Here is a 19,475-nt window from a genome sequence, read left to right as displayed (position 1 = left end):
TGCTGCTATTGCGCATCGCCGGCGATGACGTCCACGAACTCGGCGTCCGAAGCGCTCAGCGCTGCGGCGCGTACGTCTTCGGCGACCTCGTGGACGTTGCGTCCTGAGGCGACGTCGAAGGTGAAGTGGACTTCGAGGCCTGCTTTGCCGTTGCGTGAGACAGATCGGATGCCTTCGATGCGTTGGTGCGGCAAGTAGGTTGCGATTTCGCCGAGTCGGCCGCCGTAGAGTTTTGCTACTCCGTTGACGGCGAGTGTGGCGTCGCGGACGCCCTCCGCAACCTCTTGGGTAACGGGGGTGTTGGCCATGATTACTGGATCTGCTGGTTTACAGACTGGTTGACTGCCTGGTAGTTGCCGTCGTCGTAGTTCTCACCTGCGGTCTCCTGCTCCGGCAGGTTGACGTCGTGGACGGTGACATCGACGCGGTCGACGATCAGGCCGGTCATGCGGGTGATGGCGACGGTGATGTTTTCGCGAATGGCGTTTGCAAGCTCGTGGATGGCGACACCGTACTCGGCGATGATGGCAACTGCGACGGATGCGTGGCCGTCCTCGACTGCCACATTGACGCCCTGCTGGACGTTGGTGGAGGAGGTCAGGGACTCGCGGACTGCGCCCCACATGCGGGCTGCGCCGCCGCCGAGGTTGTGGACGCCGGAGACTTCGCGTGCTGCGATGCCGGCGATCTTGCCAACAACGTTGTCGTCGATAACAGTGCTGCCGTGCTCGGTTTCGAGGTTTTCGTTGCGCGGGCGCTGCTTCTCGGTCTCGGTTGCGGTCGAGGTGGTTGCTGGGGTGTTCTTTGCAGTGTTGTTTGCAGCGTTGTTTGCGTTCTGGTCGGCCATGACGGTCCTTTCAACTGTGATGTTCATGTTCCGAGTGCGCCTATATAGATGACGCGCACGGTATGGGAACAAGGGTACACAGGTTGTCGTCGTCAAGCGGGCTTGCGTTGGTGGCAACCTTGTGTTTTAATACGCAGGTTGCCTTGACATGGGTTGACGGAAGTCGGCCGGTGGCTCGGCAAACATGACACCTTCCAGTCGGAAGACCGGTGAAGGGGCCATGGCAAATAAACAGCGGCAGTACGCGAGGGTCACGCACCCTTCCGTGTCTGATACCCGGGCATATTGCTTGTCGACGATGACGTGTCGGCCAACAACGTGCCTTGGCGGAAGCACTGAGCGTCGGCGCGTTTATTGCGCAGGTCTCAACTTCCGGATGTGTCATGACAGTCAGAAAAGACACTGGCGTTGAGCCAAGGGCCCAGCCCGGACAACGTTATAGAGAAACTAGAAGCTACAAACCCCACCGCTTCGGCCCGTTTCTCACTCCGTTCGAAACGAGCGGGAGAGAGAAGGACGAACGTGGGGATGCGAGGAAGAGGTAAGCGTGGCGGGACAGAAGATCCGCATCAGGCTGAAGGCCTACGATCACGAGGCGATCGACGCATCCGCGAAGAAGATCGTCGAGACGGTCACCCGTACGGGTGCCCGCGTCGTCGGCCCGGTGCCGTTGCCAACCCAGAAGAACGTGTACGCCGTGATTCGTTCTCCCCACAAGTACAAGGATTCTCGCGAGCACTTCGAGATGCGCACTCACAAGCGCCTCATCGACATTCTCGACCCGACGCCGAAGACGGTAGACGCGCTTATGCGCATTGATCTGCCGGCCAGCGTCGACGTGAACATCCAGTAGAGCAATCCCCAACGTAAGTAGTGGAGAACTAACACATGTCTGACAACCAGATCAAGGGCATTCTGGGCAAGAAGCTCGGCATGACCCAGATCTTCGACGAGGAGAACCGCGTTATCCCGGTTACCGTCGTCGAGGCTGGGCCGTGCGTTGTCACCCAGATCCGTACCCCTGAGACCGATGGCTACTCCGCCATCCAGATCGCTTACGGCGACATCGATCCCCGTAAGGCTAAGAAGCCGCAGGCTGGCCACTTCAAGAAGGCTGGCGTCAACCCGCGTCGCTACGTTGCTGAGATCCGCATGGACGACACCTCGGGCTACGAGCTCGGCCAGGAGTTCAATGCAACGATCTTCGAAGGCGACACCTTCGTCGACGTCGCAGGCACCACCAAGGGCCACGGCTACGCCGGTGCCATGAAGCGCCACGGCTTTGCCGGCCAGGGTGCTTCCCACGGTAACCAGGCTGCCCACCGTCGTGTGGGTTCCATCGGCGCCTGCGCGACCCCGGGTCGCGTGTTCAAGGGCACCCGTATGGCTGGCCGCATGGGCGGTAACCGCGTTACCACCCAGAACCTGAAGATTCAACGCATCGACGGCGACAACAACCTCATCCTGATCAAGGGCGCCATCCCTGGCGCAAAGGGTTCCGTTGTTACCGTCAAGACCGCAGTGAAGGGCGGTGCTCACGCATGACGAAGCTGACGCTTGACGTCCACACCGCAGACGGAGCTACCAAGGGTTCCGTCGACCTGCCGGCCGAGTACTTCGACCGCGAGGTATCCGTGGCACTCATGCACCAGGTTGTGAATGCACAGCTTGCTGCTAAGCGCCAGGGTACCCACGCAACGAAGACCCGCGGCATGGTTTCCGGCGGCGGCAAGAAGCCGTTCCGCCAGAAGGGCACCGGTCGCGCCCGTCAGGGTTCGATCCGTGCTCCGCACTACACCGGTGGTGGCATTGTGCATGGTCCGCAGCCGCGTTCCTACGCACAGCGCACCCCGAAGAAGATGATCAAGGCTGCCCTCGCTGGCGCTTTGACCAACCGTGCGCAGAACGAGCGCATCCACATCGTGGAGGATCTCGTCCCGGGCCAGACCCCGTCGACGAAGTCCGCTCGTGCATTCATCGAGCGCCTCACCGACCGCAAGTCGGTCCTGCTGGTGATCGGCCGTGATGATCAGAATTCCCGTCTCTCCGCAAGGAACCTTCCGGGCGTCCAGATCATTGAGCCGGCTCAGCTGAACACCTACGACGTCCTCAACGCTGATGACGTTGTGTTCTCGGTCGAGGCACTCCACACCTTCATCAACCGCGGCGCAGCTGTTGCCGCCGCTGCGGAGGAGGAGAAGTAAATGGCAAAGATCGCTAACCCGCGCGACATCATCATCGCCCCGGTGCTCTCTGAGAAGAGCTACGGCCTGATGGAGCAGAACACGTACACCTTCTACGTGTCCCCGTCCGCGAACAAGACCCAGATCAAGATTGCCGTGGAAGAGATTTTCGGCGTCGACGTCGCTTCGGTGAACACCGTCAACCGTGAGGGCAAGCGCAAGCGCTCCCGCACCGGTTTCGGTAAGCGTAAGGACACCAAGCGCGCCTACGTCACTCTCCGCGAGGGCAGCGACTCCATCGACATCTTCGGCGGTGCGACCGCGTAACCCGCGGCTCGCTGAAGAGACGATAGAAAAGGAACCACTATGGCTATTCGTAAGTACAAGCCGACAACTCCGGGTCGCCGTGCCAGCTCCGTGTCCGCGTTCGACGAGATCACTCGCTCGACCCCGGAAAAGACGCTGCTGCGCCCGCTCCCGAAGAAGGGTGGCCGTAACACCCACGGCCACATCACCACTCGTCACCGCGGCGGCGGCCACAAGCGTCGCTACCGTGTGATCGACTTCCGCCGCTCCGACAAGGACGGCGTGCTGGCAAAGGTTGCTCACATCGAGTACGACCCGAACCGCACCGCGAACATCGCACTGCTGCACTACTACGACGGTGAGAAGCGCTACATCATCGCCCCGAAGGGCCTGAAGCAGGGCACCATCGTCGAGGCTGGCCCGAACGCGGACATCAAGGTTGGCAACAACCTGCCGCTGCGCAACATCCCGACCGGTACGACCATCCACGCTGTGGAGCTCAAGCCGGGCGCAGGCGCAAAGCTGGCTCGTTCCGCTGGCGCGTCCATCCAGCTGCTGGGTAAGGAAGGCAACTACGCAGTTTTGCGTATGCCGTCTTCCGAAATCCGCCGCGTGGACATCCGCTGCCGTGCAACTGTTGGTGAGGTCGGCAACGCTGACCAGATCAACATCCGTTGGGGCAAGGCTGGTCGTATGCGCTGGAAGGGCTGGCGCCCGACCGTGCGTGGTGTGGTTATGAACCCGGTCGACCACCCGCACGGTGGTGGCGAGGGCAAGACCTCCGGTGGTCGTCACCCGGTCTCGCCGTGGGGCCAGAAGGAAGGCCGCACCCGCAACCCGAACCGCTATTCCAACAACATGATCGTGCGACGTCGTCGCTCGAAGAAGCGCTAAGAGGAGGTAAACAGACATGCCACGTAGCCTTAAGAAGGGCCCGTTCGTCGACGAGCACCTCCTCAACAAGGTGGATGCTCAGAACGAGGCAGGCACCAAGCAGGTCATCAAGACCTGGTCGCGCCGTTCGACCATTCTCCCCGATTTCATCGGTCACACTTTCGCCGTCCACGACGGTCGTAAGCACGTGCCGGTGTTCGTGGACGAGTCCATGGTTGGCCACAAGCTCGGCGAGTTTGCACCGACCAAGACCTTTAAGGGTCACGTCAAGGAACAGAAGGGACGTCGATAAGCAATGGCTGACACCATCACCACTGCATCCGCGACTGCCAAGTTCGTTCGCGTCTCTCCGATGAAGGCACGCCGCGTGCTTGCTCTCATCCGCAACAAGTCGGTTGCTGAGGCACTCGCCATCCTGAAGTACGCCCCGCAGGGTGCGTCCAAGGACGTTGCAAAGGTTGTTGCTTCCGCAGCAGCCAACGCGGAGAACAACTTCGGCCTGGATCCGCGCACGCTCGTCATTGCCGAGTGCTACGCAAACGAGGGCCCGACCATGCGTCGTTTCCAGCCGCGTGCACAGGGTCGCGCATTCCAGATCCGGAAGCGCACCTCTCACATCACCGTTGTTGTCGAGTCCAAGGAAGGGGCCAAGTAATGGGCCAGAAGATTCACCCACACGGCCTGCGCCTGGGTATCACTTCCGACTGGAAGTCCCACTGGTACGCCGACAAGAACTACGCCGAGTACGTCGCTGAGGACATCAAGGTCCGCGAGTGGCTCGAGAAGAACCTCGAGCGCGCTGGCATCTCCGATGTTGTCATCGAGCGCACCCGCGACCGCGTCCGTGTGGACATCCACACCGCACGTCCGGGCATTGTCATCGGCCGTCGCGGCGCTGAGGCTGACCGTATTCGCCGTGAGCTGGAGAAGCTGACCGGCAAGATGGTTGCACTGAACATCCTCGAGGTGAAGAACGTCGATGCAGACGCCACCCTGGTTGCTCAGTCCATCGCCGAGCAGCTGGTCAACCGTGTCGCGTTCCGTCGCGCCATGCGTAAGGCCATCCAGTCCGCTATGCGTAACCCGCAGGTCAAGGGCATCAAGGTTATGACGTCCGGCCGTCTCGGCGGCGCGGAAATGTCCCGTGTCGAGCGCTACCACGAGGGTCGCGTTCCGCTGCACACGCTGCGCGCGGAGATCGACTACGGCACTGCAGAAGCACACACCACCTTCGGCGTCATTGGCGTCAAGGTGTGGATCTACAAGGGCGACGTCGTCGGTGGCGTCCGCGAGTCTGAGCTCAATGCACCGAGCAACGATCGTCGTGGACGTGGCGACCGTCGCCCGCGCCGCGGCGGCCAGCGTCGCCGGGCGGCAGAGCAGAAGAAGGAGGGCTAATTCATGCTCATCCCTAAGCGCGTGAAATACCGCCGCCAGCACCGCCCGACCCGTTCTGGCGTGTCCAAGGGTGGCAACCAGATCAACTTCGGCGACTACGGCCTGCAGGCCCTCGAGCCGGCGTACATCACGAACCGCCAGATCGAGTCTGCCCGTATTGCTATCAACCGCCACGTCAAGCGTGGTGGCAAGGTCTGGATCAACATCTTCCCGGATCGTCCGCTGACCCAGAAGCCGCTCGGCGTGCGTATGGGTTCCGGTAAGGGCCCGGTGGAGAAGTGGGTGGCCAACGTCAAGCCTGGCCGCATCCTGTTCGAAATGTCCTACCCCAACGAGGAAACTGCCATTGAGGCGCTGCGCCGTGCAGGCGCGAAGCTGCCGTGCAAGGTCCGCGTCATCAAGAAGGAGGACCAGTTCTAATGGCTAACGGTACCCCCGCATCTGAGTTCCGCGAGCTCAACGACGACGAGCTGAAGGGCCGCCTCAACGAGGCGAAGGAAGAGCTGTTCAACCTGCGCTTCCAGCTTGCAACCGGCCAGCTGACCAACAACCGCCGCATCTCCACCGTGAAGCGCGACATCGCTCGCATCTACACGGTGCTGCGCGAGCGTGAGCTTGGTCTGTCCGTCGTCCCGGAGTCCACGGGAGCTGAGGCATAACCATGAGTGAGGCAAACGTGACTGAGAACACCAAGGACAAGGCCGTGCAGAAGCGCCGCCGTGGCTACGTCGTGTCCGACAAGATGGACAAGACGATCGTCGTCGAGGTTGAGGACCGCAAGTCCCACGCCCTCTACGGCAAGATCGTGCGTACCACGAAGCGCGTCAAGGCTCACGACGAGAACAACACCGCTGGTGTTGGTGATCTCGTCCACATCGAGGAGACGCGTCCGCTGTCGAAGGACAAGCACTTCCGTCTCGTCGACATCATCGAGAAGGCTCGCTAAAAGCTAGTCGCTTCTCGACGACTCCACCGCCCCGGGTTGGCTACCAACCCGGGGCGGTTTTTGCGTTTTCAACTTTTTCTGCGCCCTTACACAAGGGTACGATTTCCCGCATGTGTGGAATCGTTGGATATGTAGGCGCAAACGCGACAACGCGTGACGCGAAAGACGTAATCATCGATGGTCTTCGCCGCCTCGAATACCGCGGGTACGACTCCGCAGGTGTTGCGGTGGTGAACGACCAGTCGATCGAATGCCGGAAGAAGGCCGGCAAGGTAGCGGATCTCGAAGCGGAGATTGCTAACAACCCCATCGCAGCATCGAACCTGGGCATCGGGCATACCCGGTGGGCGACCCACGGCGGTCCGACGGATGCGAATGCTCACCCGCATGTGGTGGGAGATGGCCGTATGGCAGTGGTGCACAACGGCATCATCGAAAACTTTTCGCATTTGAAGGCTGAGCTCGCAGAGAAGGGCTACACCTTCAAGTCTGAAACCGATACTGAGGTTGCTGGCACGCTGCTGCTGGATATCTACAACACGGAAGCGGACGGGGATCTGACCCGTGCGATGCAGTTGGCAGCGAACCGTCTGGAGGGCGCGTTCACCCTGCTCGCCATCCACCCGGACCATCCAGACCGCATTGTTGCGGCGCGTTGGAACTCCCCGCTGGTGATCGGTGTAGGCGAGGGCGAGAACTTCCTGAGCTCCGACGTCGCTGGCTTCATTGAGTTCACCCGTGACGCGGTGGAGATGGACAACGGCCAGATTGTGACGTTGACGGCTGATGGCTACGACGTGATTGACTTCGACGGCACCCCCGCCGAGGCGAAGCCGTTCAAGGTTGAGTGGGATGTCACCGCTGCGGAGAAGGGTGGCTACAACTCCTTCATGGAGAAGGAGATCCATGATCAGCCGGGTGCCGTCCGCGACACGCTTTACGGTCGCTTCGACGAAGATGGCAAGTTGATGTTGGACGAGTTGCGTATCGACGAATCCGTGCTGCGCTCCATCAACAAAATCATCATCGTCGCTTGCGGTACTGCGTCGTACGCGGGCCAGGTGGCGCGTTACGCCATCGAACACTGGTGCCGTATCCCGACGGAAGTGGAGCTCGCCCACGAGTTCCGCTACCGCGACCCGATTGTCAACGAGCAGACTCTCGTCGTTGCCGTTTCCCAGTCCGGAGAGACCATGGACACGCTGATGGCTGTCCGTCACGCACGTGAGCAGGGCGCGAAGGTCGTCGCTATCTGCAACACCGTGGGCTCCTCGATCCCGCGTGAGGCGGATGCGTCGCTGTACACCTACGCAGGCCCGGAGATCGCTGTGGCGTCGACGAAGGCGTTCATCTCCCAGATTGTCGCGGCGTACCTGCTGGCGCTGTACCTGGCGCAGGTGCGTGGCAACAAGTACGCCGATGAGATCCGTCAGATCATCGGCGAGCTGGAGCTGATGCCGGAGAAGATCCAGCGCGTGCTGGAGAACGAAAACCAGGTCAAGCAGTTGGGCCAGGATATGGCGGATGCAAAGTCCGTGCTCTTCCTTGGCCGCCACGTCGGCTTCCCGGTCGCCCTCGAGGGCGCGCTGAAGCTCAAGGAGGTTGCTTATTTGCACTCCGAGGGCTTCGCTGCAGGCGAGTTGAAGCACGGTCCGATCGCGCTGGTCGAGGAAGGCCAGCCGGTGTTCGTCATCGTGCCGTCGAAGAAGTCGCGCCACAACCTGCACGCCAAGGTCGTCTCCAACATCCAAGAGGTGCGCGCCCGTGGTGCCGTGACCATCGTGATCGCGGAAGAGGGCGACACGGATGTGGAGCAGTTTGCCAACCACATCATCCGCATCCCGGAGTCCCCGGGCCTGCTGCAGCCACTCTTGGCGACGATCCCGTTGCAGATCTTCGCCTGCGCCGTCGCAGAAGCACGCGGCCTGAACGTGGACCAGCCGCGTAACCTGGCCAAGTCCGTCACGGTGGAGTAGAAGCTACCGACCGCGCCAGGGCGCCCCGGGATTGGCGCTGCGGTATTTCATCATCTGGTGGAAGATCTCCGCAGCACCAGCCCGCTGCCCCTGTGTCGCGCTGAGCGTACCCGTGTTGTCAGGCAATGCGGCAAGCGCGAATACTCCCGGGGTGAGAACCTCTGCTAGAAATGAGGGGCAGCCGTCGCTGCGCCGACGTAGCGGGCGGCGTGGGCTTCTGCGGCGTCGATGCGTGTCCAGTCGACTGCCCAACCGGAGGTGCGCAGCATCTGATCGAAGAAAAAGCGTTGGGTCCGCGAATTACCGTCCCGGAACGGATGCACGATTGTCAATTCGCTCCAGTGATCCGCGATGGTGTTTACTGCAGCAGACTTGTCATCGGAGGAGACCGGCAGTTTCGCGATCCGGCCCATCACTCGGTCGAGTTCAGCCTCAACGTATCGCGCTCGACACATCGCCATGCCCATCGCACCAACTTCCTCGGTGCGGATCTGGCCCGCCCAGGGGTAAATGTCCTGCATGAGGTAATGGTGTGTGGACTGCAGAGATTCACGTGTGAACTCGGTGAGCAGTGGACCGTTTTCGAGCTCGCCGAGTCGTTGAGGCGCGAGGTTGCCAGCGATGCGGTCCAGCACAACCGGGTCTGTTAGCCCGAATAGGTTTTCCGGGGCCTCGTTGCTTCGTCGTGCCATGGCGTTTAGGCAGCTCCGGTGATACGTTGCCGCAGTTCACGTGCGCGAGGCGTGTTTCCCAGGCCTTCCCTTTCGAGCACCTGTAGCACGGCCTCGTCGGCCGAGATATCTCCTCGCAGCTGGCGTCGCAGAAGCGCCTCGTCCTCGGCGGACATGGGTTGGCCCGCCATGATCATGGAGGCGTTCACGGCGGCGACCTTCTGATCTTCGTTGCGCGGGTCAGTCATGCAGGTGATTCTAGCGGTTCGGCGAGGCGGTAGAGCTGGTGGAAGTGGTGCACCGGCCCGTGACCCTGGCCCACCTCGAGGTCGTCGGCGTGGGCGATGGCTTCGTGGAGCCAGGCGGAAGCCCACTCGACGGCGGCGGGGGCGTCGTCGAGAACAAGCCGGGTTGCAAGGGCTGCGGAGAGAGAACAGCCGGTGCCGTGGGTGTTTTTTGTGCGCACGCGGGGCACGTCCGCGATGTGGGTGTCGCCGTCGGGGGTGATCAGCGCGTTGGAGGCGTGGTCGCCGGTGAGGTGCCCGCCTTTGACCAGGACGGACACGTTCGCATCTGCTGCGTATCGACGACCCTGGGAAACCGCTTCGTCGAATGTTGTGGCGGGGGTGTCGTCGCAAAGCACTGCGAGCTCGGGGATGTTCGGGGTGACCACGGTGGCGTGCTCACGAACGAGGGTGCGCAGGGCGTCTTCGGCATCCTCGGTGAGGAGGCGATCGCCGGAGGTGGCGACCATGACGGGATCGACAACAACGACGGGGACGGAGTGCTGGGCGAGGAATTCGGAGACCGTGCGGGTGGTGTCCGCATCGCCCAGCATCCCGATCTTGACGGCGTCGACTGTGACGTCGTCGAACACGGAATCCAACTGCGCGCGCAGGAATGACTGGGGTGGGGTGTGGATCTCGCGCACACCTTGTGTGTTCTGGGCGACCAGCGCGGTGACCACGCACATACCGTAGCCACCTGCGGCCGCGATGGACTTCAGATCAGCTTGAATGCCGGCACCGCCTGTGGGGTCGGTGCCGGCAATGGAGAGAACTCTTGGGATGCGTGCCATAGGCACTGACGCTACCCGGAACTACCCAGCGGCGAGGGCGATGCGCTCGGCAAAACGGGAATAGTCTTCGCGGATAGCCAACAGCGGCTGGGACACGGCGGTTTCGGAGGCCGCGGCCACCTCTTTTTGGATGGCGTAGCGCGTTCGGCGTTTCACCCCGGATCCCAACATGCCGCCGAAGGCCGCGGATATCAATCCGATGATTACACCGGTGAGTAAGCCAGCCATGATCAGCAGGGTAGGAATCGGCCAGCCTTCTACATCCGGTACCAGATCGGTGCCGAGCAGCGGTGTGAGCACGCCCGGCACGAAGGCGACCAGCAGGTACCACAGCACGCCGATCAGGGCGGCGAGCAGCGCAAACCACTGGAAGATGGTCAGCACTGCCCAGCCCTTGGACGGCTCCGCGGGCAGTTTCGCACGGGCCACAGCGCGGTCCAGTTCGGCGGGAAGGCCGGTGGAGATCTCCTCGGACCGGTCCGCCACGGCCGCAGCCCACTCGTGTGGCAGCCCTTCGCCAACGGCGGTGGCGTAATCGCGAAGACCCGAGTTGGCTACGGCTTTGGAGGCGGCGTCGAGTTCCGGCATGGAGGTGCGGTGCACGCCCAGTTCGTCGGGATCCTCGCGCAGCCCTAAGCGACGAAGCGGGTCGGGTTTGAAGCGGGTGATCCAGGAGGTCAGCAGCCAGCCGGTGCGTTGGCGCAGGCGTTTGCGGTAGGCGGCAGCGGTGATGCCCGCGATGCGTTCTGCACCCGCGGCCTTGGTCAGTGCGGTGTCGAGGTCACGCTTGGCGTGCTTGTCCACACCACCGGCCCCCTTCGTTCCAGCGTAGGGGGCGGCAACGGAAGCAATGTCGGCCTCGATGCGGGCAGTCTGCGCATTGTGGGCCTTTGCCACGCGCGCGATCGCGCCGCGCAGGTCTTCGATACCAGCACCGGTCAGGGTGGAGGTGGGGATGACGTGGACGTTGGTCAGGCCGTCGTCGAGAAGCAGGCCCGCATAAGAGCCAGCTACGGTGTCCACGTCGCGCTCCGCCAAAAGGTCGGCTTTGTTCAGCACTGCCAGTGTGACCGCGGAGTGGTTCGCGTGCGGGCGGATGAACTGGTCATGGATGACACTGTCGGCGTACTTCTCGGGGTCGGACACCCACACGAGCACGTCGACCTGGCCGGCGAGGCGTTCGGCGATGACGCGGTTGGAGGCCTCTACCGAGTCGAAGTCGGGAAGATCCAGCAGGATCAGCGGGCCAGCATTTTTGGCAAACCCGCCTTGGCGCTCGCGGCGGTCTTCCACGCCGAGCCAGTCCAGGAGTTCCTCAGAGCCTTCCGGCTGCCAGATCGCGGCCAGAGGAGAGGACGTGGTTGGGCGGCGCGCCGCTGCTTTGCCCAGGTCCTCGCCGACAACGGCGTTGAACAGCGAGGTTTTACCGGAACCGGTCGCGCCGAAAAAGCCCACGACGGTGTGCTCGGCGGACAGGGCGCGACGCTCGGCGCCAGCCTTGGCCACGCGTTCTAGGCGTTCGCGTTGCTCGCCGGACAGGTACGGTGCACCAATTTCGGCAGCGTCCTCGAGCGCGCTCAGCCGTTTGCTCAGCCCAATCTTTTTGCTAAACAGCGCCATTGTCGGACCCCTTTCGGAAGTTGCCGCGAAGCTGGTCAAACAGGCCACGCAGGGCGCTGTTGTTCAGGTCGTCGTTGGGGGTGTCGTCGATACGCGCAGGCACTTGCTTGTCGACGACCCCCAGCAGCTTCGCATCCACCGCCCGGCGAGCCTGCTGGGAGGCATCGCGGATCTGCTCGGCCGTTGCGCCTTCGAGCAACGGGTCGGTGAACACGTGGTAGCGGTCGCGCTCGGCAGCAAAGAGTTCGCCAAGGCGCTCGTTGAGGTCGTTGCGGGCCTGAGTGACCATGCGGCGCACCGTGTCTTCGCCGAAGATGGTCTCCAAAAGTTTCTGGCCAAGTACCGCAGAACCGCCCGCGATGGCCACCTCGCCGCCAGTCAAACCTGCGGTGGAGGCGAACACTGTAAGCATGAGTGCCACGGTGACCACGTTGAGCCCAAAGGACATGAGACGGGCGCGCTGACGCTTATCGCCAGCAGTGTCCTGGATGTGTCCGACGAGTTCTTGCTGCCAGTCTCGCACCAGTTTCGCCGCCTGTTCGGAAATGTCGGCGCTGGCGCGTGCGAGCGCCGGGTCGGCGTCGGTGCGCAGCTCAGGCGCGACCGCACCGGTATGCGCCCAGGCGCGCGATGCTGCGGATTCAGCAGCATCGACGATGACTGCGTGCAGACCGGACTCGATCTCGGTCTCCACCTCACGCAGGGGAGCGGGCTGACCGGTGAAGAAACTGCCCACCTTATCTATTGCGCTGCTGAACCAGCGCTCGAAGCCACGGAACACGTCAGAGGTACCGATGACGTCCTGCCAGCGGTCCATGACCTCGGAGCGCAGCAACTGTCCGTCGGAAGTCGCGTCGATGACCTGACGGTTGGCGGTGGTGTAAAACTCGTGGATCGATGCGTCGAGCTGGTTGGCAAACGCCTCCTGACGCTCACGGCGGCCGACCAAGGTATCCACTCGATCAAGCGCAGTCTGAACCGCGCCGGCCACAGTCTTGCCAGCCACGTCGCGCCGGGCGACGGTGTCCTCGGCGAGTGTGGTCAGGTAATCGCGCAGTGAAGCGACAAGGTCTTCGGCGAGAAACTCCCCGGACTCTCCAGACTTCTCCGCGCCAAGGTCCGCGACGAACGGCACAGTAAAGACTGTTGCGTCGTGCAAGCCAGCCTCATTCATCATGCGGCGCAGATCGTCCGGCACGGTTTCGGCTGCCTTCTCGTCCAGACGGTTGAGTACCACCACAACTTCGATGCCGCGGCCAGCGGCGTCGTGGAGGAAGTTCCACACAAGTTGATCGGCGTAGCGCGCCGGGGTGGTGACGAACACCCACAGATCCGCAGCCGCAAGGAGCTGACTTGCCAGGGCGCGGTTTTTGTCGTCGATGGAGTCGAAATCGGGGGCGTCGAGAAGCGCAAGGCCCTCGGGCACGCTTTGCGTATCCACGACTCGAAGTGTCGTCGACTGCTCGTTGCCCTCACCGTGCGAACGAGTCAGGCCGGGGAGAACCTGTGGGGAGTTAAACCAATCAGCATCCGCGGGGTTTGCCACAAGCACAGGTTGCCGGGTGGTGGGGCGGATAACGCCTGGGTTGGAAACCCGCTCGCGCAGCAATGCATTGACAAGCGTGGACTTACCAGAGCCGGTGGAGCCGCCGATCACGGCGAGCAGCGGCGCGTCCAGGTTGGCGAGGCGGGGCAGGACATAGTCGTCGAGCTGGTTGACAATTGCGCGGGCCTCTGGGGCTGCATCAATAGGTAGGGCAGTGTCCGCGAGGGCATCGCGAACACTGCGAACAGCTTCGAGGACGTCAGGTGTCTGGGTACTCACCCGTCTCATTTTGGCAGAGACACCCAGGGTGAGGGGAGTTAGTCCTTGTTGGTTAGTCCTTGTAACCGGTCTTGGTCAGGTTCAGCCATCCGTAGAGGCCGCCCATGATGAACCCGCCGCCGACGAAGTTGCCCAGCCAGACGACCACCCAGTTGCGGATGACGTTCCAGTTGGTGAAGCCTTCGATGGTTTCAGGGCCGAGCGTAAACCCGCCCAGGCTGGTGAGGATGAAGTTCGCGATGGAGTGCTCGTAGCTCATGGTGGCAAACGACGGGATGATCAGGATGACACCCCACAGCTTCGCGCTGAAGTCCTTGCCGGCCTGGGTGGCCAGCATGAAGGCGATGTTGACCACGACGTTTGCCAGGATCGCTTCAACGAACAGGGTGGAACTGGATTTTTGCAGCTTGGCGACGAGCAAATCGTGGAGGAATCCGTCCACCTCGACCATCTGGCCCATGGTGGTCCGGGAAATCAGCCATGAAATCGCCACTGCACCAATGAGGTTGAACACGGTGACAAAGAAGACGAGGAGGAACCCGCGGGTGATGGTGTTGAGCCTATGGATGGCGCCATAGGTCATGAACATCATGTCACCTGTGGCGAGTTCGCCTTGCAAGACGATGATGATGTACAGCGTTGACGCGAAGATGGCGCCGAAGGCGTATTTGCCCCAGCCGGGGGCGTAGCCGTCGAGTAGTTGTGCCGTGGATGCGGCGAATGCCGTCATGATGCCCAGGTACACGCCCGCGAGCACGGAGCGCGTGGCAAATCGGGCAGGTTCTGTCGAGAACAGATCGACCTTATTCTTGATTGCCTCGGGGGCAGCTTCGTAGAAACTCACGCCCTCCAATGTACAAGAGGTACTACCTTAAAAGGAAATGTGGTAATACCTATTCGGCGATTGGAAAGCTCTGGGAAATCGTGAAAGAAAATGAGAATTCTGCCAAAAACTGTAAAACGTCACGGTAATGCTCGGTGGGCAAGGTCGTTCAAGCTGCGGCCGATGCCTACCGTTCATTAAGAAAATTGGAGATTCACATGAAGCTTCGTCGTCTTGTTGCTGCGGCGGCCGTCGCAACCACCGTTGCTGTTGCTGCTCCGGCTGCTACCGCTCAGCCTGCTCCGGAACCGCTGAACCGTGTTCTGTACGAGATTTACAAGGTCGGTGGCTGGGAAGCCCAGAACATCATTCTGCTGCCGGCAGCGCTCTCTTCGCTGAGCGTTGTCATCTCGATCATTCAGTCCATCGTCTCTGCTGCTAAGTAAGCCGCGACACGTACACACCTCCCCTGAAAGGAAAAGAACATGAAGTTCCGTCGTCTCGCCGCTGTTGCTCTTGCGGCATCTGTTGCTATCGGTGCTGGTGCTCCTGTCGCTGAGGCTGCGACCTACCCGGAGCCGCTCAACCAGGTTCTTAATGAGATGCGTGCCCTCGGTGGCCCGCTGGCCCCGAACCTGCTGCTGGTCCCAGCTGCACTGTCCTCTGTGGGCTGGATCATCACCATCCTGTCGATTACCAGCGTGCTCGGCCTCGGCGCCGTTGCTGCTAGCACCGTCTAAAATTGCGCTAACGCTGCGGCACACTCATCGTCTCACCCCTAAGTTTCGGGGTGGGGCGATTTTTGTTTCTCAAGGCCACAGGAGTGGGACGACGATTTTGGGGATCGGCGCAGCTCATGGTTAAATACTCCAGTTGTCTATTGCTGGTCGGGCGTGACACGCGTTTCCGAGTGAAACGTCCGAGACCCTTCGACCAGACTGCGTTCTCCTCGTGTGCGAGGGACGAGCGCACGAGGTTCGTCGATAAGCATTAGGCCGCAAGAACATTGACCACGTGCGTTCAGGACGGAAATCTGGCGCACATTGACCCAGGTCAGGAGACCAACTGTGATTCAGAAGGAATCGCGTCTGAAGGTCGCCGACAACACGGGTGCACGCGAACTGCTGTGCATCCGCGTTCTCGGCGGTTCCGTTCGACGCTTCGCCGGCATCGGCGACACGATCGTCGCCACCGTGAAGGAAGCTGCCCCGGGCGGCAACGTCAAGGAAGGCGAGGTCGTTAAGGCTGTCATCGTCCGTGCGAAGAAGGAGACCCGTCGTCCGGACGGCTCCTACATCTCGTTCGACGAGAACGCTGCTGTCGTCATCAAGAACGACACCGAGCCGCGCGGTACCCGCATCTTCGGCCCGGTTGCTCGTGAGCTCCGCGACAAGCGCTTCATGAAGATTGTGTCTCTCGCACCGGAGGTGATCTAAGTATGAAGATCAAGAAGGGCGATATGGTGCAGGTCATCGCCGGCAAGGATAAGGGTGCTCAGGGTCGCGTCATTGAGGCGTACCCGCAGCGCGACAAGGTCCTCGTCGAGGGTGTTAACCGCATCAAGAAGCACGTCGCAAACTCCTACAACGAGCGCGGCGCCGAGTCCGGCGGCATCGTCAGCCAGGAAGCTCCGATCCACGTGTCCAATGTGATGATCCTGGACTCCGACGGCAAGCCGACCCGCGTGGGCTACCGCTTCGACGAGAACGGCAAGAAGGTCCGCGTGGCTAAGACGAACGGGAAGGACATCTAATGGCTGAGAACATTCAGAACTACACCCCGCGCCTGAAGTCCCGCTACCAGGACGAGATCCGCACCAAGCTGAACGAGCAGTTCAACTACGACAACGTCATGCAGATCCCGGGCCTGACCAAGATTGTTGTGAACATGGGTGTGGGCGACGCTGCCCGCGACTCCAAGGTGATCAACGGCGCACTCGAGGACCTCACCGCGATCACCGGCCAGAAGCCGCAGCTGCGTCGCGCGAAGAAGTCCATCGCTAACTTCAAGCTCCGTGAGGGCATGCCGATCGGCGCAAAGGTCACCCTGCGCGGCGACCGTATGTGGGAGTTCCTCGACCGTATGCTGGCGGTTGCTCTCCCGCGTATTCGCGACTTCCGTGGCCTGAACGACAAGCAGTTCGACGGCAACGGTAACTACACCTTCGGCCTGTCCGAGCAGACCATGTTCTACGAAATCGACATCGACAAGATCGATCGCGTTCGCGGCATGGACATCACGCTCGTGACCACCGCTGGTAGCGACGACGAGGGTCGCGCACTGCTGACGCACCTCGGCTTCCCGTTCGCTGACAAGGACGGCAAGATGAAGCGCGCATAAGCGTTCACTTGACGACGACACCCCTGCACCCGGTTTTTATACTGCGGTCGCAGGGGTTTTGTCGTATTGGAAAAGCATGAAAGAAAGCTTGCGTGAAGCTGGCTATGGGTGGTTATGATGTCCGCTGTATTAAATACATTGTTTGGCATCCATAATAGGGGAACCCCCATGAGTTACTTCTCCCGAAGCGCAATTATCGCGCCTAAGGAATTCAATCGCTGGCTAATTGTCCCTGCGGCACTCGCCATCCACCTCTCTATCGGCCAGGTCTACGGGTTCTCCGTGTTCAAGAAGCCAATGATGGAGCACTTCGGTGTCGGCGAAGTTGCTGTGGGCTGGATCTTCTCGTTGGCAATCGGCATGCTCGGCATCTCGTCCGCACTGTTCGGTTCCTGGGTCGAGCGAGTCGGCCCACGCGCGTCCATGGCAGTTTCCGGCGTGCTATGGGTGACAGGCTTCCTCGTTGCCACCCTGGGTGTCACCACCGGAAACTTGTGGCTGGTGTACTTCGGCTACGGCTTTATCGGCGGCATCGGTTTGGGCATCGGATACATCTCGCCGGTGTCCACGCTGATGAAGTGGTTCCCGGATCGCCCCGGTCTGGCTACGGGCCTTGCGATCATGGGCTTTGGCGGCGGCGCACTGATTGCCTCGCCGGCGTCGAACCGCCTCATGGAGTTCTACGGCGGCGGTGTGGATATCGCCAACCGCGCCGCGGGCATCCAGCCCACCTTTGTCACCCTTGGCGTCGTGTATCTCGTCGTCATCGCTATGGGCGCGTACTGCATCCGCATGCCGCACCCGGATTGGACCCCGTCGGGCGAAGCGAAGCAGGGGCGCAAACCTTCCAAGGTTGCCATCGTCGGTGCAAATGTTAGCGCCAACAACGCGATTCGAACCCCGCAGTTCTGGTGCCTGTGGGTGATCCTGTTCTGCAACATCACCGCGGGTATCGGCGTGCTGGAGAATGCGGCACCGATGATTCAGGACTACTTCCCGGCACTGACTGCGGCGGCCGCCGCAGGCTTTGTTGGCTTGCTGTCGCTGGCGAACATGGCTGGCCGTTTCGTCTGGTCGTCGGTTTCTGACGTCATTGGCCGCAAGAACATCTACATGGTGTACCTGGGTATCGGGTTGGCTTTCTACTTCATCTTCGCCAGGTTCGGCCACGCCAACATCGCGCTGTTTGTGATCTGCGCGCTGGTGTTGCTGTCCTTCTACGGGGGTGGCTTTGCCAGTATCCCGGCCTACCTGCGCGACCTATTCGGTGTTTACCAGGTCGGCGCTATTCACGGCCGTCTGCTTACCGCATGGTCGGCTGCAGGTGTAGCTGGCCCGCTGATCATCAACATGGTCGTGGAGCGCCAGGCAGCCAACGGCGGCGAAGGCCCGGACCTTTACCGCCTGTCGCTGTACGTCATGTGCTGCCTGCTTGCTGTTGGCCTGATCGCCAACATCCTTGTACGCCCGGTGGCGTCGAAGTGGTTCGAAGACCAAGACACCGTTCAGGCGAAGATCGAGGCAGATCGTGCCTCCGCGCTTGAAGGTGCTGGTGCCGGTCAGGCGCGTGGGGCTTCCGCGGGCCAGGCCCACAAGATTGTCGCGATCATTCTGGCGGCAATCATCGCTGGACTGCTTATCTACGGTCTGTGGGCCACTGCCGCGAAGGCTGCTGGCATGTTCATTGGCTAAGCGCCCGAGTACACGCTGAAGCGCTCGTCGGTAATTGCGCCGACGAGCGCTGTATTTGTTTCGCGGGCCAATTCCACCGCCATCGACGTGACGTCGCGTGTGGTGGCGACAATGCTGAAGCCGGCCGCTGCTGCAGCACGCATCATTTCAAACGTCACGCGCGTATCCACTGCGAGGGTGAGGTTGTGGGCGGGCAGGGTGTCGTCGAGAAGCAAACGCCCAGCGATCTTCTGTACCGCGTTGACGGCGTCGATATCTTGACGCGCGGTCTCGCCAGCGAGCGCGGTGGGCAGGTCGCGACGACGCGCCTGGTTGAGACGTTCTGGCAAGGCGAAGATCGCATCCTGATCAATAGGGGCGAACTCGCTGCGCACGTTCAGGCGGACCGCCAACTCCCGTACGCGCTGCTCGGCGGAAATACCACAGGACTGAGATGGGATTGGGTCGATGAACTGCGGTGCAGCAGGGTAGGAAAGCTCGATATCGAGCAGGTTGTAGGTGTTTTCGCCGCCGATGGCACCTTCGCAATAGCGAGCGGTAATGACGTCTTTAGGGGTGGTAATGAGGCCCTGCGTCAGGAGCACACCGTGGGCGAGTTCGATGTCGTGGCCCGGGGTGCGAAACAACTGAGCGACCTCTCGGCCACCGGCGCGCACCTCGAGTGGTTCTTCCACTTCCACTTGGCCCGCGCGCGTGTCGCGGGTGCCGCTAGCGGAAATCTTTGTGACGGCGAAACTGCGCTTGGTCCTGCTCATTGCAACGATGCTAGCGCTTAGGGTGCAAGCGGGGCGGAGGGGTGTCGTCGCAGCGCTACAACCTGCGCAAAGAGAAGTTATCCACAGGGCGGAAATTGCAAATTCCACAAGCTGAAACGGA

General features: G+C 61.6%; 26 protein-coding genes and 1 pseudogene. 18 read left to right on the top strand and 9 right to left on the bottom strand.

Annotation, left to right across the window (positions count from 1 at the left end):
• Nucleotides 1-5: 5 nt before the first annotated feature.
• Both HMPREF3120_RS02745 and HMPREF3120_RS02740 read right to left on the bottom strand, forming a co-directional pair.
• Nucleotides 6-308: a hypothetical protein gene (locus HMPREF3120_RS02745; RefSeq protein ID WP_070422711.1), complete on the bottom strand. Its 303-nt coding sequence runs from the start codon at nucleotides 306-308 to the stop codon at nucleotides 6-8.
• Between the two features lie 2 nt (nucleotides 309-310).
• Nucleotides 311-874, bottom strand: a complete 564-nt coding sequence (locus HMPREF3120_RS02740) for an Asp23/Gls24 family envelope stress response protein (RefSeq protein WP_224213080.1) — start codon at nucleotides 872-874, stop codon at nucleotides 311-313.
• 520 nt (nucleotides 875-1,394) lie between these two features.
• Here HMPREF3120_RS02740 and rpsJ point away from each other — a divergent pair.
• The 12 genes from rpsJ (at nucleotide 1,395) to glmS (ending at nucleotide 8,550) form a co-directional block, all read left to right on the top strand.
• Complete coding sequence (gene rpsJ, locus HMPREF3120_RS02735; RefSeq protein ID WP_034997227.1) at nucleotides 1,395-1,700, top strand: 30S ribosomal protein S10; 306 nt, start codon at nucleotides 1,395-1,397, stop codon at nucleotides 1,698-1,700.
• Between the two features lie 35 nt (nucleotides 1,701-1,735).
• Nucleotides 1,736-2,392, top strand: a complete 657-nt coding sequence (rplC, locus tag HMPREF3120_RS02730; RefSeq protein ID WP_070422712.1) for a 50S ribosomal protein L3 — start codon at nucleotides 1,736-1,738, stop codon at nucleotides 2,390-2,392.
• A complete protein-coding gene (rplD, locus tag HMPREF3120_RS02725; protein ID WP_070450615.1) occupies nucleotides 2,389-3,051 on the top strand; it encodes a 50S ribosomal protein L4 in 663 nt (220 codons plus the stop codon). The genes rplC and rplD overlap by 4 nt, the downstream gene beginning before the upstream one ends.
• On the top strand, nucleotides 3,052-3,357 hold the full coding sequence (rplW, locus tag HMPREF3120_RS02720) for a 50S ribosomal protein L23 (RefSeq protein WP_070422714.1): 306 nt from the start codon (nucleotides 3,052-3,054) through the stop codon (nucleotides 3,355-3,357).
• 39 nt (nucleotides 3,358-3,396) lie between these two features.
• Nucleotides 3,397-4,230: a 50S ribosomal protein L2 gene (rplB, locus tag HMPREF3120_RS02715; protein WP_070422715.1), complete on the top strand. Its 834-nt coding sequence runs from the start codon at nucleotides 3,397-3,399 to the stop codon at nucleotides 4,228-4,230.
• A gap of 16 nt (nucleotides 4,231-4,246) precedes the next feature.
• The gene (gene rpsS / locus HMPREF3120_RS02710) at nucleotides 4,247-4,522 is read left to right on the top strand and encodes a 30S ribosomal protein S19 (RefSeq protein ID WP_018017481.1); all 276 of its coding nucleotides are present in this window, start codon (nucleotides 4,247-4,249) and stop codon (nucleotides 4,520-4,522) included.
• A 3-nt stretch (nucleotides 4,523-4,525) separates the two neighbouring features.
• Nucleotides 4,526-4,885 carry a 50S ribosomal protein L22 gene (rplV, locus tag HMPREF3120_RS02705; protein ID WP_070422716.1) on the top strand — a complete coding sequence of 120 codons (360 nt, stop codon included), beginning with the start codon at nucleotides 4,526-4,528 and terminating at the stop codon, nucleotides 4,883-4,885.
• Complete coding sequence (rpsC, locus tag HMPREF3120_RS02700) at nucleotides 4,885-5,628, top strand: 30S ribosomal protein S3 (protein WP_070422717.1); 744 nt, start codon at nucleotides 4,885-4,887, stop codon at nucleotides 5,626-5,628. Before rplV ends, rpsC begins: the two co-directional genes overlap by 1 nt.
• A 3-nt stretch (nucleotides 5,629-5,631) precedes the next feature.
• Nucleotides 5,632-6,048, top strand: coding sequence for a 50S ribosomal protein L16 (gene rplP / locus HMPREF3120_RS02695; protein WP_070422718.1), 417 nt, complete (start codon nucleotides 5,632-5,634; stop codon nucleotides 6,046-6,048).
• Entirely contained in the window at nucleotides 6,048-6,287 is a 240-nt protein-coding gene (gene rpmC / locus HMPREF3120_RS02690; protein WP_070422719.1) for a 50S ribosomal protein L29, read from the top strand. Before rplP ends, rpmC begins: the two co-directional genes overlap by 1 nt.
• Before the next feature lie 2 nt (nucleotides 6,288-6,289).
• The gene (rpsQ, locus tag HMPREF3120_RS02685) at nucleotides 6,290-6,574 is read left to right on the top strand and encodes a 30S ribosomal protein S17 (protein ID WP_070422720.1); all 285 of its coding nucleotides are present in this window, start codon (nucleotides 6,290-6,292) and stop codon (nucleotides 6,572-6,574) included.
• Nucleotides 6,575-6,684: 110 nt separating this feature from the next.
• Nucleotides 6,685-8,550, top strand: coding sequence for a glutamine--fructose-6-phosphate transaminase (isomerizing) (glmS, locus tag HMPREF3120_RS02680; RefSeq protein ID WP_070450613.1), 1,866 nt, complete (start codon nucleotides 6,685-6,687; stop codon nucleotides 8,548-8,550).
• Nucleotides 8,551-8,714: 164 nt separating this feature from the next.
• Here glmS and HMPREF3120_RS02675 read toward each other — a convergent pair whose 3' ends face one another.
• The 6 genes and pseudogenes from HMPREF3120_RS02675 to HMPREF3120_RS02650 form a co-directional block, all read right to left on the bottom strand.
• Entirely contained in the window at nucleotides 8,715-9,242 is a 528-nt protein-coding gene (locus HMPREF3120_RS02675) for a Fic/DOC family protein (protein WP_070450611.1), read from the bottom strand.
• Between the two features lie 5 nt (nucleotides 9,243-9,247).
• Nucleotides 9,248-9,469, bottom strand: a complete 222-nt coding sequence (locus HMPREF3120_RS02670) for an antitoxin VbhA family protein (protein ID WP_070422723.1) — start codon at nucleotides 9,467-9,469, stop codon at nucleotides 9,248-9,250.
• A 5-nt stretch (nucleotides 9,470-9,474) separates the two neighbouring features.
• Nucleotides 9,475-10,299: pseudogene (gene thiD / locus HMPREF3120_RS02665) on the bottom strand (bifunctional hydroxymethylpyrimidine kinase/phosphomethylpyrimidine kinase); the annotation flags it as partial.
• Between the two features lie 21 nt (nucleotides 10,300-10,320).
• Complete coding sequence (locus HMPREF3120_RS02660) at nucleotides 10,321-11,919, bottom strand: GTPase (RefSeq protein ID WP_210384488.1); 1,599 nt, start codon at nucleotides 11,917-11,919, stop codon at nucleotides 10,321-10,323.
• Complete coding sequence (locus tag HMPREF3120_RS02655; protein ID WP_246815402.1) at nucleotides 11,906-13,744, bottom strand: GTPase; 1,839 nt, start codon at nucleotides 13,742-13,744, stop codon at nucleotides 11,906-11,908. The genes HMPREF3120_RS02660 and HMPREF3120_RS02655 overlap by 14 nt, the downstream gene beginning before the upstream one ends.
• Nucleotides 13,745-13,796: 52 nt before the next feature.
• Nucleotides 13,797-14,588: a formate/nitrite transporter family protein gene (locus HMPREF3120_RS02650; RefSeq protein WP_070422867.1), complete on the bottom strand. Its 792-nt coding sequence runs from the start codon at nucleotides 14,586-14,588 to the stop codon at nucleotides 13,797-13,799.
• 197 nt (nucleotides 14,589-14,785) lie between these two features.
• On the opposite strand from HMPREF3120_RS02650, the gene HMPREF3120_RS02645 reads away from it, so the two are divergent.
• From HMPREF3120_RS02645 to HMPREF3120_RS02620, 6 genes are all read left to right on the top strand, one after another.
• On the top strand, nucleotides 14,786-15,013 hold the full coding sequence (locus HMPREF3120_RS02645; protein ID WP_070422725.1) for a hypothetical protein: 228 nt from the start codon (nucleotides 14,786-14,788) through the stop codon (nucleotides 15,011-15,013).
• A gap of 39 nt (nucleotides 15,014-15,052) precedes the next feature.
• Nucleotides 15,053-15,307: a hypothetical protein gene (locus HMPREF3120_RS02640; RefSeq protein WP_070450607.1), complete on the top strand. Its 255-nt coding sequence runs from the start codon at nucleotides 15,053-15,055 to the stop codon at nucleotides 15,305-15,307.
• 327 nt (nucleotides 15,308-15,634) lie between these two features.
• A complete protein-coding gene (gene rplN, locus HMPREF3120_RS02635; protein WP_070422727.1) occupies nucleotides 15,635-16,003 on the top strand; it encodes a 50S ribosomal protein L14 in 369 nt (122 codons plus the stop codon).
• Nucleotides 16,004-16,005: 2 nt separating this feature from the next.
• The gene (rplX, locus tag HMPREF3120_RS02630) at nucleotides 16,006-16,320 is read left to right on the top strand and encodes a 50S ribosomal protein L24 (protein ID WP_070450605.1); all 315 of its coding nucleotides are present in this window, start codon (nucleotides 16,006-16,008) and stop codon (nucleotides 16,318-16,320) included.
• A complete protein-coding gene (gene rplE, locus HMPREF3120_RS02625) occupies nucleotides 16,320-16,907 on the top strand; it encodes a 50S ribosomal protein L5 (protein ID WP_070450603.1) in 588 nt (195 codons plus the stop codon). The genes rplX and rplE overlap by 1 nt, the downstream gene beginning before the upstream one ends.
• A 168-nt stretch (nucleotides 16,908-17,075) precedes the next feature.
• A complete protein-coding gene (locus HMPREF3120_RS02620) occupies nucleotides 17,076-18,599 on the top strand; it encodes an L-lactate MFS transporter (RefSeq protein WP_070450601.1) in 1,524 nt (507 codons plus the stop codon).
• Here the strand turns inward: HMPREF3120_RS02620 and HMPREF3120_RS02615 are convergent.
• Complete coding sequence (locus HMPREF3120_RS02615) at nucleotides 18,596-19,354, bottom strand: formate dehydrogenase accessory sulfurtransferase FdhD (RefSeq protein WP_070450599.1); 759 nt, start codon at nucleotides 19,352-19,354, stop codon at nucleotides 18,596-18,598. The two genes, HMPREF3120_RS02620 and HMPREF3120_RS02615, sit on opposite strands and share 4 nt — an antisense overlap.
• Between the last annotated feature and the right edge of the window lie 121 nt (nucleotides 19,355-19,475).

Origin of the sequence: Corynebacterium sp. HMSC11D10 (genome assembly GCF_001806995.1) — a bacterium.
Taxonomy (GTDB): Bacteria; Actinomycetota; Actinomycetes; order Mycobacteriales; family Mycobacteriaceae; genus Corynebacterium; species Corynebacterium coyleae.
This window is presented reverse-complemented; position numbering and strand designations above follow the sequence as displayed.